The 16,193-nt window shown below is 40.3% G+C and carries 18 protein-coding genes; 16 read left to right on the forward strand and 2 right to left on the reverse strand.

What is annotated here, in order from left to right:
- Positions 1-108 precede the first annotated feature (108 nt).
- The 5 genes from J2S07_RS13245 to phoU all read left to right on the forward strand — a co-directional run bounded on the left by J2S07_RS13245 (position 109) and on the right by phoU (position 4,627).
- The gene (locus J2S07_RS13245; RefSeq protein ID WP_307150891.1) at positions 109-1,104 is read left to right on the forward strand and encodes a PstS family phosphate ABC transporter substrate-binding protein; all 996 of its coding nucleotides are present in this window, start codon (positions 109-111) and stop codon (positions 1,102-1,104) included.
- Between the two features lie 169 nt (positions 1,105-1,273).
- Complete coding sequence (gene pstC, locus J2S07_RS13250) at positions 1,274-2,179, forward strand: phosphate ABC transporter permease subunit PstC (protein WP_307150993.1); 906 nt, start codon at positions 1,274-1,276, stop codon at positions 2,177-2,179.
- A 2-nt stretch (positions 2,180-2,181) separates the two neighbouring features.
- Positions 2,182-3,066: a phosphate ABC transporter permease PstA gene (pstA, locus tag J2S07_RS13255; RefSeq protein WP_307150892.1), complete on the forward strand. Its 885-nt coding sequence runs from the start codon at positions 2,182-2,184 to the stop codon at positions 3,064-3,066.
- A gap of 46 nt (positions 3,067-3,112) precedes the next feature.
- Entirely contained in the window at positions 3,113-3,910 is a 798-nt protein-coding gene (gene pstB / locus J2S07_RS13260) for a phosphate ABC transporter ATP-binding protein PstB (protein WP_370872831.1), read from the forward strand.
- A 57-nt stretch (positions 3,911-3,967) separates the two neighbouring features.
- Positions 3,968-4,627 (forward strand): phosphate signaling complex protein PhoU, encoded by a 660-nt coding sequence (phoU, locus tag J2S07_RS13265; RefSeq protein ID WP_307150893.1) that lies wholly within the window; start codon positions 3,968-3,970, stop codon positions 4,625-4,627.
- Between the two features lie 40 nt (positions 4,628-4,667).
- On the opposite strand, the gene J2S07_RS13270 is transcribed toward phoU, so the two are convergent.
- Both J2S07_RS13270 and J2S07_RS13275 read right to left on the reverse strand, forming a co-directional pair.
- The gene (locus tag J2S07_RS13270) at positions 4,668-5,171 is read right to left on the reverse strand and encodes an aminodeoxychorismate lyase (RefSeq protein WP_307150894.1); all 504 of its coding nucleotides are present in this window, start codon (positions 5,169-5,171) and stop codon (positions 4,668-4,670) included.
- Positions 5,164-5,541, reverse strand: a complete 378-nt coding sequence (locus tag J2S07_RS13275; protein ID WP_307150895.1) for a hypothetical protein — start codon at positions 5,539-5,541, stop codon at positions 5,164-5,166. The genes J2S07_RS13270 and J2S07_RS13275 overlap by 8 nt, the downstream gene beginning before the upstream one ends.
- A gap of 306 nt (positions 5,542-5,847) precedes the next feature.
- Between J2S07_RS13275 and J2S07_RS13280 the strand changes: the two genes are divergently transcribed.
- From J2S07_RS13280 to J2S07_RS13330, 11 genes are all read left to right on the forward strand, one after another.
- Entirely contained in the window at positions 5,848-6,480 is a 633-nt protein-coding gene (locus J2S07_RS13280) for a hypothetical protein (protein WP_307150896.1), read from the forward strand.
- Between the two features lie 54 nt (positions 6,481-6,534).
- Positions 6,535-6,684: a 50S ribosomal protein L33 gene (rpmG, locus tag J2S07_RS13285; RefSeq protein WP_307150897.1), complete on the forward strand. Its 150-nt coding sequence runs from the start codon at positions 6,535-6,537 to the stop codon at positions 6,682-6,684.
- A 71-nt stretch (positions 6,685-6,755) separates the two neighbouring features.
- The gene (locus tag J2S07_RS13290; RefSeq protein ID WP_307150898.1) at positions 6,756-7,325 is read left to right on the forward strand and encodes a 5-formyltetrahydrofolate cyclo-ligase; all 570 of its coding nucleotides are present in this window, start codon (positions 6,756-6,758) and stop codon (positions 7,323-7,325) included.
- Entirely contained in the window at positions 7,318-8,106 is a 789-nt protein-coding gene (locus J2S07_RS13295; RefSeq protein WP_307150899.1) for a DUF92 domain-containing protein, read from the forward strand. Before J2S07_RS13290 ends, J2S07_RS13295 begins: the two co-directional genes overlap by 8 nt.
- Positions 8,107-8,124: 18 nt before the next feature.
- Positions 8,125-9,069, forward strand: a complete 945-nt coding sequence (locus J2S07_RS13300) for an L-lactate dehydrogenase (protein ID WP_307150900.1) — start codon at positions 8,125-8,127, stop codon at positions 9,067-9,069.
- 72 nt (positions 9,070-9,141) lie between these two features.
- A complete protein-coding gene (yqgO, locus tag J2S07_RS13305) occupies positions 9,142-9,339 on the forward strand; it encodes a protein YqgO (RefSeq protein WP_307150901.1) in 198 nt (65 codons plus the stop codon).
- A gap of 132 nt (positions 9,340-9,471) precedes the next feature.
- Entirely contained in the window at positions 9,472-11,001 is a 1,530-nt protein-coding gene (locus J2S07_RS13310) for a rhomboid family protein (RefSeq protein ID WP_307150902.1), read from the forward strand.
- Between the two features lie 149 nt (positions 11,002-11,150).
- Positions 11,151-12,611: a spore germination protein gene (locus tag J2S07_RS13315; RefSeq protein ID WP_307150903.1), complete on the forward strand. Its 1,461-nt coding sequence runs from the start codon at positions 11,151-11,153 to the stop codon at positions 12,609-12,611.
- A gap of 85 nt (positions 12,612-12,696) precedes the next feature.
- Positions 12,697-12,903: a YqgQ family protein gene (locus J2S07_RS13320; protein WP_307150904.1), complete on the forward strand. Its 207-nt coding sequence runs from the start codon at positions 12,697-12,699 to the stop codon at positions 12,901-12,903.
- A 126-nt stretch (positions 12,904-13,029) separates the two neighbouring features.
- The gene (locus tag J2S07_RS13325; protein WP_307150905.1) at positions 13,030-14,007 is read left to right on the forward strand and encodes an ROK family glucokinase; all 978 of its coding nucleotides are present in this window, start codon (positions 13,030-13,032) and stop codon (positions 14,005-14,007) included.
- Between the two features lie 231 nt (positions 14,008-14,238).
- Positions 14,239-16,110, forward strand: a complete 1,872-nt coding sequence (locus tag J2S07_RS13330; RefSeq protein WP_307150906.1) for an LTA synthase family protein — start codon at positions 14,239-14,241, stop codon at positions 16,108-16,110.
- Positions 16,111-16,193 lie beyond the last annotated feature (83 nt).

The following is a 16,193-nucleotide window of genomic DNA, read 5'->3' on the forward strand; positions in this document are numbered from 1 at the left end:
TCCTTTTTACAAAAGCTTTACATTTGATTAAAACCGTATTTACAGTGACCGTTTATGATCTTAGTTGTAGGACAAAGCAACCAAAACTTTTAGGGGGAATTGTGGGAAATGAAAAATCTTAAAAATCTTGCTTTATTTTTTATCTTAGCAGCTTTGCTCGTGTTTGCTACCGCATGTGGTAACAATTCAGAAGGAACCGAAGCAAGCCCGAAAGGTGAGGATGATAGCACAGCAGATACAACAGAATTAGAGGGAAGTGTTGTCGTGGATGGTTCAGGTACAGTATTTCCATTCATGGCAAAAATGGCAGAAAACTATATGGTAGATGAACAACCAAATGTATCTGTTGAGGTTGGACGTGCTGGAACGTCTGCAGGATTTAAGAAATTCTTAGTTGAAGAGGGCGGAACAGATTTTAATGATGCATCCCGCCAAATGAAAGACGAAGAAAAAGCTACAGCTGAGGATTTAGGCATTGAAGTACAAGAATTAAAGGTTGCATTAGATGGATTAACCTTTGTTATTAATTCTGAAAATGATTGGGCAAAGGAATTAACGAAGGAAGAACTAATGGACATTTTCTTAGCAAGTGGGAATAAGAAAAAATGGTCTGATGTTCGCCCTGGTTTTCCAGATGAACCTATTGCCAAAATGGGACCAAACGAAAATCATGGAACCTATGAATTCTTCTGGGAAAAGATTCTTGATGAGCAGGATATAGATGAGGCTACAGATCTACAGCAAGAGTACTCGGTTTTAGTTGACCAAGTATCAAAGGATAAATATGCGATTGCCTTCTTCGGTTATGGATATTATGAAAGCAACAAGGATAAGCTGCAAGCAGTGAAGGTAGACTTTGGTAATGGTGGAGTGGAGCCAAGCCAAGATACAATTGGAGAGAGCGATGATTTTGCATACAGCCCATTCACACGCCCAGTATTCACCTATCTAAATGTGAATAGGGCTAAGGAAAAAGCACAGGTACTAGACTATGCCATCTACACGATGAAAAATGCACAAAAAGTAGCATCTGAGACTGGGTTTGCTCCATTAACTGATGAGGAAATCGAAGCTTCTATTAAAACGTTAGAGGGCTTGAAATAAGATTAGGAGGAATAATCCTTCTAAGCTAGCAGAAGATGAGATGGAACCGAAGGAGGATCCACTCGTTTTTCTGCTTGTTTCCTAAAGGTTGGTCAATTTCTGGAAGGAGAAAACGGTTTTGAATAAAACGATAAATCAAGCGAACGAGAAGAAATTAGAGATTAGAAAAATGATCCAACAAAATAAGCAATCTACTTCTATCTCAAGCATTGTGGAAAAGATGATACCGAAATTACTATTGGTGATTGCGATTATTTCCGTTGTGACGACAGCAGGGATCCTCATTACCCTACTATCTGAGACGGTGGCATTTTTTAGAGAAGTTTCTTTCGTTGAATTTTTCACCGGCACGGTCTTAAAACCGTTGGGACAGAATGCACAGTTCGGTGTACTGCCGCTCTTGACGGGTACGCTGCTCTCCTCCGCCATTGCCATGCTAGTGGCTATTCCAATTGGTCTTATGACAGCTGTTTATTTAAGTGAATATGCTTCGGATAAGGTTAGAAGGGTATTAAAGCCAATCCTTGAAATTCTTGCTGGTATTCCAACCATTGTTTATGGATTTTTTGCTTTAACCTTTGTTACTCCCATCTTGAGGAGCATAATTCCGGGACTGGAGCCAACGAATATTTTGAGTCCAGGGATTGTGATGGGAATTATGATTATTCCAATGGTTGCTTCCTTATCGGAGGATGCTCTTGGAGCGGTACCAAACGCCATGAGGGAAGGTGCTCTTGCTCTCGGAGCAACGAAACTGGAAGTAACGTGGAAGGTTGTGGTTCCAGCAGCTATTTCGGGAATCATTGCTTCCTTTGTTCTTGGAATCTCCCGTGCGATTGGAGAAACGATGATCGTGACGATTGCCAGTGGAAGCTCCAAGAACTTTACCTTTGATCTTACTCAATCGATGCAAACGATGACAGCCTATATCGTGGAAGTGACGGGTGGAGATGCACCGGCAGGGTCTACGCTTTATTACAGCCTTTATGCTGTTGCGATGACTTTGTTTGTATTCACACTGGTAATGAATTTAATCGCCCAATATGTTTCTCGTAAATTTAGGGAGGAGTACTAAGGATGAAATACATCGATGCAACACAATTACAGAAAAAATTAGGCTCCCGACTATTCAAAAATCGTTTAGCTAGTAGGATCTTCTTCCTTTCTACGCTTGTTGGTTTAGTCGTACTGGCGATCCTCATTTATCGTGTGTTCGCTCAAAGTATCGGTTGGATTGACCTTGATTTTTTAACGAATAGACTCTCCACAGTCCCTGAAAGAGCAGGAATATTCGGGGCCATCACTGGAACATTCTGGCTCATGCTTGTCGTAGCACCAGTTACCTTTATCCTTGGGGTCGGAACGGCCATTTATTTGGAGGAATATGCAAAAAAAGGCCGCTTCCAATCCTTTGTTCAAATTAATATCTCAAATCTTGCCGGGGTTCCTTCAATTGTTTTTGGACTGTTAGGTTTAACCGTATTTGTCAGGGGACTAAGCATGGGGGCTGTCATTCTTGCTGGGGGGTTAACGATGGCTCTTCTTGTGTTACCGATCGTCGTTGTTTCAGCCCAGGAGGCGATTCGAGCCGTCCCACAGTTTTTGAGGGATGCTTCCTATGGAATGGGTGCAACCAAGTGGCAAACGATCAAAAATGTCGTCTTGCCAGCGGCATTGCCAGGAATTCTTACTGGCGTGATTTTGGCTCTCTCAAGAGCAATTGGTGAAACGGCTCCCCTTGTTGTACTAGGAATTCCAGCACTGTTAATCCCGATACCAGATGGGTTGTTTGATAAATTTACCGTATTGCCCCTACAAATCTATTATTGGACGATCGATGCCGCATTAGTAAAAGAATATGCAAACTTAGCAGCAGCATCCATTGTCATCCTGTTAATTATTTTGTTCTTGATGAATTCGGTAGCGATTTTGATTCGGAATAAATTTCAGAGGCGATATTAAGGAGGAGTCGAGGTATATGGTAGAGTTAGTTGCGGAAAGAAAGCAAATGGTCAGCTTTTCGACCCAGGCAAAATCAGCTGTTGTAACAAAAAAGCCCATTTTTCAGACGAGGGATTTAAATCTTTGGTATGGAGAGGACCACGCGTTAAAAAGTATCAATTTAGAACTTCATGAAAATGAGGTGACAGCGATTATCGGTCCATCAGGGTGTGGAAAATCAACATTTATCAAAACATTAAATCGAATGGTTGAACTGATCCCTGTTGTGAGAATTTCTGGTGATATCGTATATCGTGAAAAAAATATACTCGACAAATCCTACAAAGTGGAAGACTTAAGAACCCATGTTGGAATGGTTTTTCAGAAGCCGAACCCATTCCCTAAATCCATCTATGAAAATATTGCTTACGGTCCAAAAATTCATGGCATTCGCAATAAGAAATTTCTTGACGAAATCGTTGAAAAAAGTCTTCGCGGTGCTGCGATTTGGGATGAGGTAAAGGACAGACTTCATGAGAATGCCTATGGCCTATCAGGTGGACAGCAGCAACGGATTTGCATCGCTCGATGTTTAGCAATTGAACCCGATGTCATTCTGATGGATGAACCAACCTCTGCACTCGATCCAATTTCGACATTAAAGATTGAAGAGCTCGTCCAAGAATTGAAAAAGGATTTCAGCATTATTATTGTGACTCATAATATGCAACAGGCAGCTCGTATATCTGACAAAACGGCTTTCTTCCTCAATGGTGAAGTGATTGAGTTTGATGAAACAAATAAAATTTTCTCTAATCCTTCAGACAAGAGAACGGAAGATTATATAACAGGTCGTTTCGGTTAACATGATTCGGTAGGGGTCTGATCCTAATAAAAGAAATAACCTTAAGGGAGAGGTAACATGACGGTTCGTGAAAAATTCCAGCTTGATTTGAATGAGCTACAGGATAAATTGCTTCAGCTTGGAAATCTAGCAGATGAAGCGTTAAAAAAATCCATTGAGGCATTGGAAACACATGATATGGATTTAGCCCTAGATATTATGGATAATGATGCAGTCATTGATGATCTGTATGAGGAAATCAATGATTTTGCCATTCTCCTTATCGCCAAACAAGCCCCCGTCGCTATTGATTTACGTCGGATTATCGTTGCCATTAAAATTGCGACAGATATCGAGCGCATTGGTGACTTTGGGGTCAATGTGGCGAAATCCGCCATTCGTATTGGGAAAGAAGAACATGTTAAGCCAATCGGACAAGTGAAGGAGATGTATAACATTACTTCTGAAATGCTGAAGCTTTCACTGAAGGCATTTCGTGATGAAGATGTAGCGGTTGCGAAGAAGGTAGCCGATATGGATGATAAGGTGGATGATCTATATGGGGAGACCATTCGTGAATTGTTAGAAATCAACCAGAAACAACCAGAGAGCACTGCCCAAATTACGCAGCTATCGTTTGTTTGCCGCTATCTAGAACGGGCTGCCGATCACGTAACCAATATCTCTGAGAGCATTGTGTACCTCGTTAAGGGGAAGCATTATGATTTGAATGAATAGAAAAAATAGAGAAGAAGGAGCCATGACAGCTTCCTCTTCTCTATTTTTTAGTTTTGGTAATAATTTTGCCGATTTCCCCGTAATCCATCTTACTGTTCAGTTCAAAGCTACCAACTTGAACCTTTGTGCTATAATCGTGGTCGATTAAATATTGTTCAAACTGATATTGGTCGTCAATAATTTTTTCCTTTTCCAAAATCTTCGAGATTTCCTCTGTATTCATCCCACTTGCAATCACCAGCTGATAGGTGACAACAGGCTGAGTTTCTTCTGCTTCTCCCTGATCCTTCTCTTCTTCTTCTTCTTTAGGATTTTTTTGCTCAGCTTTCCCTTTCTCATCCTGCTTTATAGAGTCTTTCTTGTTTTCCTCTAGCTTTTCATAGTCAGACTTTGCCATTACGATATATCCTTGTTCTTCTAGAATGGTCCTTGCTTTTTCCAGGTCCAAAGAATCTTTCTCCCCCAGAATAAAGGGGCTTACCCCAAAAATAATCGCAGCAAATAGTATTCCCAATGCGAAAGCTCGAACCGTTCTCTTATTCATATCTATCACCATTAGAAAACTCTGCGATAATATGCTGTACATCCGCATTTGAAAGGGATGACTGCTTCGCTATTTGCTCAACAGGAACTCCCTGCTGTGCCAAAGACCAAACCTGATTCTTAATAATCGCATGGATTTCTTTTCTATGAGAAGGCTCAAAGGCTGAAATGGGCTTTAAATCATGGTCATCAATTAGCAGCTCTTCCTCCAAAATCTTTAGTTTTCTTTTTATTTGATAGAGCTCTTGAATTTGTTGCATAGAAAATTGATCCAGCTCATTTCTAATTTCTTTATAAGGATCCTTTAAGAAAATTGAAAGGATTAAGAGCAAAACAGCTAACGAAAGTAAGCCTATTAAAATTGTATCCATTCTCGACTCCCTCCAAGGTTGTTATTTACCGTAAAATGTCGATGATCGTCTAAATAAATCATATGAAAAATATTTTATCATTTAAAACGACTTTTTACGATGGAAAATAAGCCGATCCGCTGATCTTGACAATTTGTTGTGGCAATTGAAGAATTTTGCCGGCTTATGTTGGCTGCAAATTATGACAAAATGCGTTCATTGTGGCTTCTTCATTTACGTGCTAACATGGGTATCATAAGAGTTAATATTTATTCAATTCTGTCTATTAATCCTTTTACAAATATACTCAAATAAGCAGGTGAAGCAATGAAAACAGATATCTATTTTGCAATGAATGAAGAAGAGACAGCCGCTCCTTCTTTCCCAACCTATCTATCGGTAACTCCTGGAATTTGGATGGATGGCAAAACCTATTGGGTTCGTGATAGCAGTGAGAAGATGATTCCTGAGGAATCGATATCTATTCATGTCAGAGAAAGCTCCCTTCATTCCAAAACAAGAATACATGATGTGTTCATAAAGAATCATGGGAATCGTTCACGGGATATTAAGGTCTTGTTTATTCATTATTATCCAAAAATAACTAAGGAAGTCCTCAGCTTTGTTTCCCCTGCTGAGCAATCGATTTTCCACATTAAAAACGAACGAATCTTTCTAGTCAATGGACAGTGTCAGGATCGTACTTCCGAGCAGATGACGGTTCAGCCTCTATGGAACATCCATACCGATTTGATTTGGCAATCAGCTGAAAACGGGGTTCTAAAATATCAGCCAATGGCTAAGGGAATGGCAGGTAGTATTTTTTCTCTTAGATCAAAGGTAGGTGTCAACAAAATTTGTAAGGCTTCCGCATGGATGGTATTCGGCAATAATAAAAATGAATTGCTGCAACTGAATCAGTATGTAAAAAACACACTAGCATTTCCTCCTAAAAGATGATATTATAGAAAAGTCGTATGCGAAACTAGTGAAATGCAGTTTGGAGGGAAATTCATGCGTGTAAATATCACTTTAGCTTGCACTGAGTGTGGAGAGCGTAATTATATTTCAACAAAAAATAAACGCAACAATCCAGATCGTCTTGAGCTAAAAAAATATTGCCCAAGAGACAAAAAGAGTACATTACATCGCGAAACAAAGTAAACAGTGGGATATGCTTCCTGCTGTTTTTTTTATATTATATTATATTATAGATTAGAAAGGGGGCTATCAAATTGGAAGAGAAAAAGGCCATACGAAACCAGCTTAAGCAGCAGCTCGGACAAATTCAGAGGCCGATGTATGAGCATTTATCATACAAAATTGCGCAAAAGCTCTACAACAGTCCTGTTTGGACAGAAGCAAAGATTGTTGGACTTACGATCTCAAAGATGCCCGAGGTAGATACATATCAAATCATCAGGAAGGCCTGGGAGCAAGGCAAAACAGTAGTGGTTCCTAAGTGTTATCCAAATGATAAAGCGATGAAATTCAGGGTTTTGAAGGCGTTTGAAGAGCTGGAGTCGGTCTATTACGGACTTTATGAACCGATTGAAGATGTGACAGAGGAGATATGTAAGAGTGATATCGACCTGATTATTGTGCCAGGCATAGCCTTTAATAGAGAGGGGTATCGCATCGGTTTTGGTGGTGGGTATTATGACCGTTATCTTGCGGATTATAAGGGAGTCGCAATCTCTCTTGCATTTAACACGCAAATTGTACAAACACTACCGATAGAGGGTCATGATATTCCAGTAAGCAAAATATTTACCGATGAGGAGACGATAGAGATTTATGGGTGATTCTCTCCTCCTCCTTCTGTTCATCATCTTAACTGTAACGATGGGGTACGCATTTCGTTTTTTGACTCTGTCAGGAAGTATTGCTGCTGGAATTGTTGGCGTTCTGACCATGCTTGGATTTCATATCAAAGGGCTGCTTGTCCTCGGGGTCTTTTTTGCCACCTCAAGCTTTTGGTCCTATTATAAGAAAGTTCAAAAGCTCAAGGTAGAGGAAAGGCTCGCAAAAGGCTCGAGAAGGGATTGGCAGCAGGTGCTTGCAAATGGAGGGAGTGCAGCGGCTGCTAGTTTTCTTTATTATCTCAACCCTGACCCATTATGGCTTCTTTGCTTTTGCATGCTAATAGCCGGAGCAAATTCTGATACTTGGGCATCAGAAATTGGGACCTTAAGTAAAAGGCAGCCGATCAGTATTCGCACCATGTCAGTGGTTCAAAAGGGGACCTCCGGTGCCGTTAGTGTGTTGGGGACAGGAGCAGCGCTAGCTGGTGCATTTCTCATCGCTCTTATATCTTATTACTTATTCGAAATGGGTCTAGCTATGTCTTTTTTTGTTTTCATATTTGGTTTTTTGGGAAATCTAATTGATACCATTTTTGGTGCATACCTCCAAGCGATGTATCGATGTCGGAATTGCAACCTGGATACTGAAAAGCTTGTCCATTGTGGGCAAAAAACAGAAAGACTGAGAGGTTTACCTATTCTTAATAATGAAATGGTCAATTTTTTATCATGTTTTTTGGCTGCAACTATTGGGGCCATTATTTATACAATTATGAAATAGTGTTAGGAGGATTTTGCATTGAGAGACCGAGTAAATCGAGTGGTACTAATTGGAACCGGGGCCGTTGGTTCAAGCTATGCATTTGCTTTATTAAATCAAGGTGTAACAGAAGAGCTTGTTCTCGTTGATTTGAATAAAGAAAAGTCTGAGGGTGATGCGATGGATTTGAACCATGGTATAACCTTTGCACCCTCGCCAACAAAAATATGGTTCGGAAATTATTCTGACTGCAAGGATGCGGATATTGTAGTGATATGCGCCGGCGCCAATCAAAAGCCAGGGGAAACACGTCTTGATTTGGTGGAAAAGAATATCAATATTTTCAAAGGGATTGTTAATGAAATTGTCAGTAATGGGTTCCAGGGGATTTTTCTCGTTGCCACAAACCCAGTTGATATTTTGACCCATGCTGTTTGGAAGTTCTCGGGATTTCCGAAGGAACGTGTCATTGGCTCTGGAACAAGCCTTGATACGGCACGCTTCCGCTTTCTGCTTGGTGAGTATTTTGATATTGATACACGCAATGTTCATGCTTATATTATCGGAGAGCATGGGGATACGGAGCTCCCGGTGTGGAGTCATGCTGATATTGCAGGTAAGAAAATTTCGGACTGGATGAATGCTGAAGGGAATTTCAAACAGGATGATTTAGATGCCATTTTTCTAAATGTGCGTGATGCTGCCTACCACATCATTGAACGGAAAGGGGCAACCTATTATGGCATTGCGATGGCACTGGTTAGATTGACCAAGGCGATTTTGCAAAATGAAAATTCTGTGCTAACGGTTTCAGCCTATTTAAATGGAGAGTATGGACATAAGGATGTTTATATTGGGGTTCCTGCGGTTGTGAATCGAAAGGGAATCAGGCAAATTGTTGAGCTCGATCTAGACGAGGATGAACAACAGAAATTCAATCATTCTGTTGAAGTTTTGAAGAATACAATGGCCCCCTTTTTCTAAGGCGGTAAAGTCATTTTAGTAGGATAGAACTCTGAAAATCATCTCAAACTATAGGCATAGGAGGGATGAAAGATGTTCCGTTTCATATCGATATTACTCATTGGCCTTGGTGGTTACTGGGTGCTTCAGAATCGATTCAGAGTAGTGAATATGATCTTAGGAAACAGGATGATTCGCCGTTTTTTTGTTTCGTCGTTTATGAGTTTACCTTTTGTAAGAAATCAAATGATGAAAACGGTTTTCTCCAGTCCAGATCAGGCCGTTCAATAATGAAGTTGAAAAATGGGGTTCAATTCAAAACTGAACCTCATTTTTTTTGTGATAAAAATACATATCCTTATAAATTTCTCTAAAGATTGTTTATAATGAGGGATATCTGGAGGAATGAAAGTAGGGGGAGTCTTGAAGAATATTGAGGATTATTTATTTTGGCGATTAGCTCATTTTTTTATATATGACAAAGAATATCGAATCATCCAATTGTCTCAGAACCAGAAGGAATTATGGCTTGAGAAAAGGGAAAATAAGCATGCGCAGATTATTAGATTGCTTCGACATGATTTAGATTGGAGCAATTGGATGCAGCAGGACATTGAAAGAACGGCTGCGAATGGAGAAGGGATCAGAAAGCAAATTACCCGCAGTGAGCTGAATGTATACAATATTTATGTATCCGCTTATCCACCGGTTGATGATTATGAGTTTCGGATCGAACAGCCATATGTTCATCCCGTAAGTAAAAAAACAAATGTCATGTCCACGATCATTGATAACACAACCTATCAACAAAAAATTCATCAGCTAACAGCGCTGTTTGGAAGTCCAATGGTGATTTCAGATGAATCCCTAGGGAACGTGGAAGAAATGGAACAATTAAGGAAGGAAGCATTGACAACAGCGGTGCATCGCGAGAAAAAAGAGCGAGCCCTGTTTGATTTTGGCAAACCGCTTTTTACCTATATCTTCATGGCTGCTCAGATTCTCATGTTCATAGTCCTTGAGATCTTTGGAGGAAGCACGAGCTCAGCAATACTGATTAAATTTGGCGCAAAATTTAATCCCCTAATCCTCGAGGGAGAGTGGTGGCGATTCATCACACCGATGTTTTTACATATCGGCTTCGCCCATTTAGCAATGAACACATTGGCTCTATTTTATGTGGGAACGGCTGTTGAAAGGATATTTGGCAGGCTTCGCTTCTTATTTATCTACATCATTGCTGGATTCGGCGGAACGTTAGCTAGCTTTATCTTTAGCCCCAATATATCCGCAGGAGCAAGCGGAGCTATTTTTGGTTGCTTCGGGGCCCTCCTCTATTTCGGAATGATTTATCCGAAATTATTTTTCCGAACGATGGGTCTGAATATTTTCATTGTGCTTGCTATTAACCTAGCCTTTGGCTATACCGTTCCTGGCATTGATAATGCTGGACATATTGGCGGTCTCATCGGCGGTTTTCTAGCAACCGGGATCGTTCATTTTCCGAAAAAGAAAAAGCTGGTGTTGCAGAGCATGTTCTTAGGAATCACGTTATTGGCGTCTTCCCTTTTGATACAATATGGTTTCACACATCCAGAGGCCGTACTTGATGAAACCTCCATTTTGATGATGTCCCAGGAGTACATGGAGGAAGCGGATTATGATAAAGCGTACAAAATGTTATCTGAGGTAAAGGAGGAAGAGGGGTTATCTGCTCAGTATTATTTCCTTCTCTCCTATACAGAAATCAAACTGGGGAAGTTGAACGATGCGGAGGATTCCTTATTAAAAGCGATCGAATTAGAGCCTAGCTTTCATGAGGCCCATTATAATCTGGCCCTCATATATTTAGAACACGGGGAAGTGGAAAAAGCGAAGGAGCAGGCAAGCAAAGCGGTGGAGCTAGATCCAGACAATAAGGAATATAGCAATTTATTAAATCAAATAAAATAAGCAGTGAGACAGCGATCGTTATAAAAAACGAGCTGTCTCTTTTTTACGCTTTGACGATCCATCCCCTTCGCAGCTAAGTATGTTTTTTTCGAGGAATGTCTATGATGGTGAGGTGTAGGAAATAGATGGTAAACTATATGAGGTGGACGATGGAACAGAAAATAGAAAAAAAAATATCAACCAATATAGACGAAAATATCAGCTATTTAAAAGAGGAGCTCGGCGTCGGGAAGAGCTTTGATGTTCTACAGTTGGAGGTCGAGTATGCCGATAGGAGAATGGCCTTTTACTTTATTGATGGCTTTGTAAAAGATGATATTCTGCATCTCTTAATGAAATTTCTTGCCAAAATCTCGCCGGAGGATTTAGAGCCTCAGGTCCTTCATAACCTCTTAAAGACGTATATTCCTTACGTGGAGGTCGAAGCGGTTGACGATCTTGAAAAGGTGGTCGATATGGTGCTTGCGGGTCCAACCGCACTAGTGGTTGATGGGATCAATAAGGTGATCCTAATTGATGCTCGTACGTACCCAGCAAGAGGACCGGAAGAACCCGACATTGAAAGAGTTGTTCGGGGCTCAAGGGATGGATATGTAGAAACACTTGTGTTTAATACCGCTCTTACAAGAAGGCGAGTTAGGGATAAAACATTGAGAATGGAGTATATGCAGGTTGGGAGACGCTCCAAAACAGATGTAGTGATCAGCTATATTGAGGATATTGCCGATCCTGACATGGTCAAGGAGTTAAAGGATTCCTTAGCCAAAATTGATACGGATGGCGTTCCTATGGCTGAGAAATCGATCGAGGAGTATATCTCTGGACGCCACTGGAATCCCTTTCCGGTTGTCCGCTATACAGAACGTCCCGATACCGCGGCAAGTCATCTCTATGAAGGCCATATTTGTATTATTGTTGACGGCTCACCAAGTGTGATCATTACGCCTGTTACCTATTGGCATCATATGCAGCATGCTGAGGAATATCGAAATAAGCCAATCATCGGCTCCTATTTAAGGTTTGTCAGATTTGTTGCCGTGTGGGCTTCTATTTTTCTTTTGCCATTATGGTATTTGTTTGTGATTGACCCAAGCCTTCTTCCAAATAGGTTGTCCTATATTGGTCCAAATGAAGAGGGACAAATCCCATTAATATTACAATTTTTATTTGTCGAAGTTGGGATTGATATGCTAAGAATGGCAGCGATTCACACCCCGTCCGCCCTAGCAACAGCACTTGGTCTCGTGGCTGCATTAATGATTGGCCAAGTGGCGGTTGAGGTGGGGCTATTGACAAATGAGGTCATTCTGTATTTGTCCATTGCGGCACTCGGGACCTTTGCTACGCCAAGCTATGAAATGAGCCTTGCCAATCGGCTTGTTAGAATTTTGCTCCTCTTATTAACGGCTGCTTTTCATCAATATGGATTGATTATTGGGACTGTATTAATTTTTTTCCTCCTTGTAAAAATGAAATCATTTGGGGTTCCGTACCTTTGGCCATTTATTCCTTTTAACCTGCGGGCATTTATCGATGTATTATTTCGTGCCCCCATCCCGCTGAAGGATAGAAGACCAAGAATCTTGCATCCTAAGGATCCGGACCGGTAGTTTATCGTAGCATAGTTCTTGAGTGCCTCAAAATTTTGAATTATACTTGGACTTAGTGATGTCATTAAGGGTAAAGAGGTCTCGTATGAATACGATATATGATATACAACAATTACTAAAAAAATTTGGAACGATTATTTATGTAGGCGATCGAATCGCCACGCTCGAGCTGATGGAAGAAGAGGTTAAGGAACTCTATCAATCCCAGTTAATTGAAACTAAGGAGTTTCAAACAGCCATTATGCTCTTGAGACATGAAATTCGGATGCTAAAGGATCAAAAGAGTGACTAGCCCTATGTGCATGGGTGAACGGCTTTTTACTCGGTACGTGTAATTTAGGGAACCTATAAACATAGGGCGGGTACGAGAGAAACAACATAGAGTGAATGGGCTTTATAAAGAGAATGGGGTGTCGTGATGAGGGAGAAATGGGTTGTAGGTGTTGATCTGGGAGGAACAACAACGAAGCTTGCATTCATCAACGTGGAAGGTGAAATTATTGAAAAATGGGAGATCGAAACCGATCATTCCGACGCGGGAAAGAATATTACTGCCAATATTGCTAAATCAATCGATCAGAAATTAAAAGAGCAAGGGGAAACGAAGGATAAGCTTATAGGGGTTGGAATGGGCTCCCCTGGACCAGTCAATTATAAGGCAGGAATTCTATATAATGCCGTGAATTTACCCTGGGAGGATCATTATCCACTCAAGAAAAATCTCGAAGAGGCTATCCACCTCCCTGCTTTGATCGACAATGATGCCAATTGTGCAGCTCTTGGTGAAATGTGGAAAGGAGCGGGAAATGGAGCAAAGGATCTTGTTTGTGTAACGTTAGGAACCGGAGTCGGAGGCGGCGTCATTACGAATGGAAAAATTGTCCAAGGAGTGAGCGGTGCTGCTGGTGAAATTGGGCATATAACGGTTATCCCAGACGGTGGCGCACCATGTAACTGCGGGAAAACAGGCTGTTTAGAAACGGTTGCATCGGCCACGGGAATTGTCCGACTTGCGAATCTAAAGCTAAAAGAGGAAGGGTTAGCTGAAGGATTGTTAGTGAAAATATATGAAGAAAATGGTAGCATAACCGCCAAGGATGTATTTGATTGTGCCAAACTTGGGGATGCGGCTTGTTTAGAAATTATCGACGAAGTTGCTTTTTATTTGGGGCTTGTACTTGCCAATCTCGGCAATACACTTAACCCTGAAAAAATCGTCCTTGGTGGAGGAGTCTCAAAAGCTGGGGATATTCTTCTAGATAAAGTCCAGTCTTATTTCGACAAATACGCTTTTTCCCGTGTAAAGGATACGACGAAAATTTCGATTGCCACCCTAGGAAATGATGCAGGTGTTATCGGTGCTGGCTGGCTTGTCATGAATGAACAATTTCAATGATTATATGAACCCATGAAAACGAAAGAGGATGACTTCTTTCGTTTTTTACCGCTATCAAAAAATACAAAAAATGGACAAAATTGAAACTTTTTCTTGCCTAGCTCGTCTATACTTGTGTAGATATTTCCGTTGCTTTTTCAGAAAAAAAGGTTTAAGATGATCTTTAATTATTTTGGAGATGCCTAAAAATGTAAAAAGCACAGAACTTTTCCAAGTAACGGGGGGAAACAAATGCGAAAATTCAAGGGGTCACAAGTCTCTGTTCCTGCTCTTGCGATACTATTACTTTGGGTAAAAACCTACATAGTCTATAAAACTAGTTTTGAAATAAATATTGAGAATTGGAAGCAAGAGTTCATCCTATTTATGAACCCATTAAGCTTCCTCATGTTTGTGATGGGTATTAGTTTTTTCTTAAAAGAGAAAAACCGAAATCGTTACATCCTGATCTCAAGCTTTCTTATTTCTGTCGTTTTATTTGCCAATGTAGTGTTTTATCGATTCTTTAACGATTTCCTCACGGTTCCTGTCCTTTTTCAAACGAGCAATATGGCCGATCTCGGAAGCAGTGCGGGAGAACTAATGCATCTTGTTGACTTAGTGTATTTTGCGGATTTCTTTATTTTGTTGGCCTTGCTCAAAATCAAGCCAAAATTTATTGTCAATCGTGACTATGGGAAGGTTGAACGGAGAGTGTTCTACCTGATTGCGATCGCTATATCCTTCTTAAACCTAGGATTAGCAGAGAGCGAACGCCCTCAATTGTTAACACGGACCTTTGACAGAGAAATGCTTGTCAAAAATATAGGAACATACAACTATCACTTGTATGACATTTTTTTACAATCGAAATCCTCTGCTCAAAGAGCGCTCGCTGATGGCAGTGAATTAGTGGATATTGAAAACTATATTCGTGCGAATTATAAACATCCAAATGATGAGCTTTTTGGCATCGCCAAAGGAAAAAATGTCATTCTTATTTCCATGGAATCTACACAAAGCTTTGTCATTAACAATACGGTAAACGGGGAGGAAATCACCCCGTTCTTGAATGAATTTATTAAGGAGAGCTACTATTTTAATAATTTTTATCATCAAACAGGGCAAGGAAAAACGTCAGATTCTGAATTTTTAGTGGATAATTCTCTTTATCCACTCGGTCGGGGCGCAGTGTTTTTTACCCATTCTCGGAATGAGTTCAGAGCCACCCCTGAAATCCTGAAGGAAAATGGCTATTTCACAGCAACATTGCATGCGAATAACAAGAGCTTCTGGAACCGTGATATCATGTATCAATCCTTCGGTTATGATCGTTTTTATGATATTAATGATTTTGAAGTTACGGAGGAAAACTCTGTTGGCTGGGGGCTGAAGGATGCTGATTTCTTCCAGCAATCCATTCGCCATCTTAAAGAAATGCCAAAACCTTTTTACGCAAAATATATTACTCTCACAAATCATTTTCCATTTGACCTTGATGAAGAAGATAAATTGGTACAACCATATACCTCTAATTCAAAGACCTTGAATAATTATTTCCCAACGGTTCGTTATCAGGATGAGGCTCTAAAGCAATTCATCCAAAGCCTTAAGGACGAAGGGATATATGATGACTCAATTATTATTCTTTACGGTGATCATTATGGAATTTCTGAGAACCATAACCGTGCGATGAGTGAATTCCTAGGAGAAGAGGTTACTCCGTTTGTAAGTACACAGCTTCAAAGAGTTCCATTAATTATTCACATTCCAGGGCATAAAGGAAAGACGATTTCAACCGTATCAGGGCAAATTGATCTGAAGCCGACCATTCTTCATTTGCTCGGAATTGATACAAAAGGCAATATTGACTTCGGTACCGATTTGTTTGCTGATGATAGGCTGGAATTTACCGTATTAAGGGACGGAAGCTTTATTACAAAGGATTATGTTTATACACGTGATACTTGCTACCGGAAGGACACTGGGGAAATAACAGAGGAAAGGTATTGTGAACAGTACTTAGAAAAAGCCAAGTATGAGCTTGAGTATTCAGATAAAATTGTTTATGGAGATTTGCTGCGCTTCTACGAAAACTTAAGAAAAAAGGGAAACAATGAATAACCAAATTTGAACTTGCTTCTTTAGCAGGTTCTTTTTTTAAAAAGGCATTTTTTCTTTTCTTTTTCATAGGATGTAAGGTATTA

This window comes from Anoxybacillus andreesenii, from assembly GCF_030813005.1.
Taxonomy (GTDB): Bacteria; Bacillota; Bacilli; order Bacillales; family Cytobacillaceae; genus Robertmurraya; species Robertmurraya andreesenii.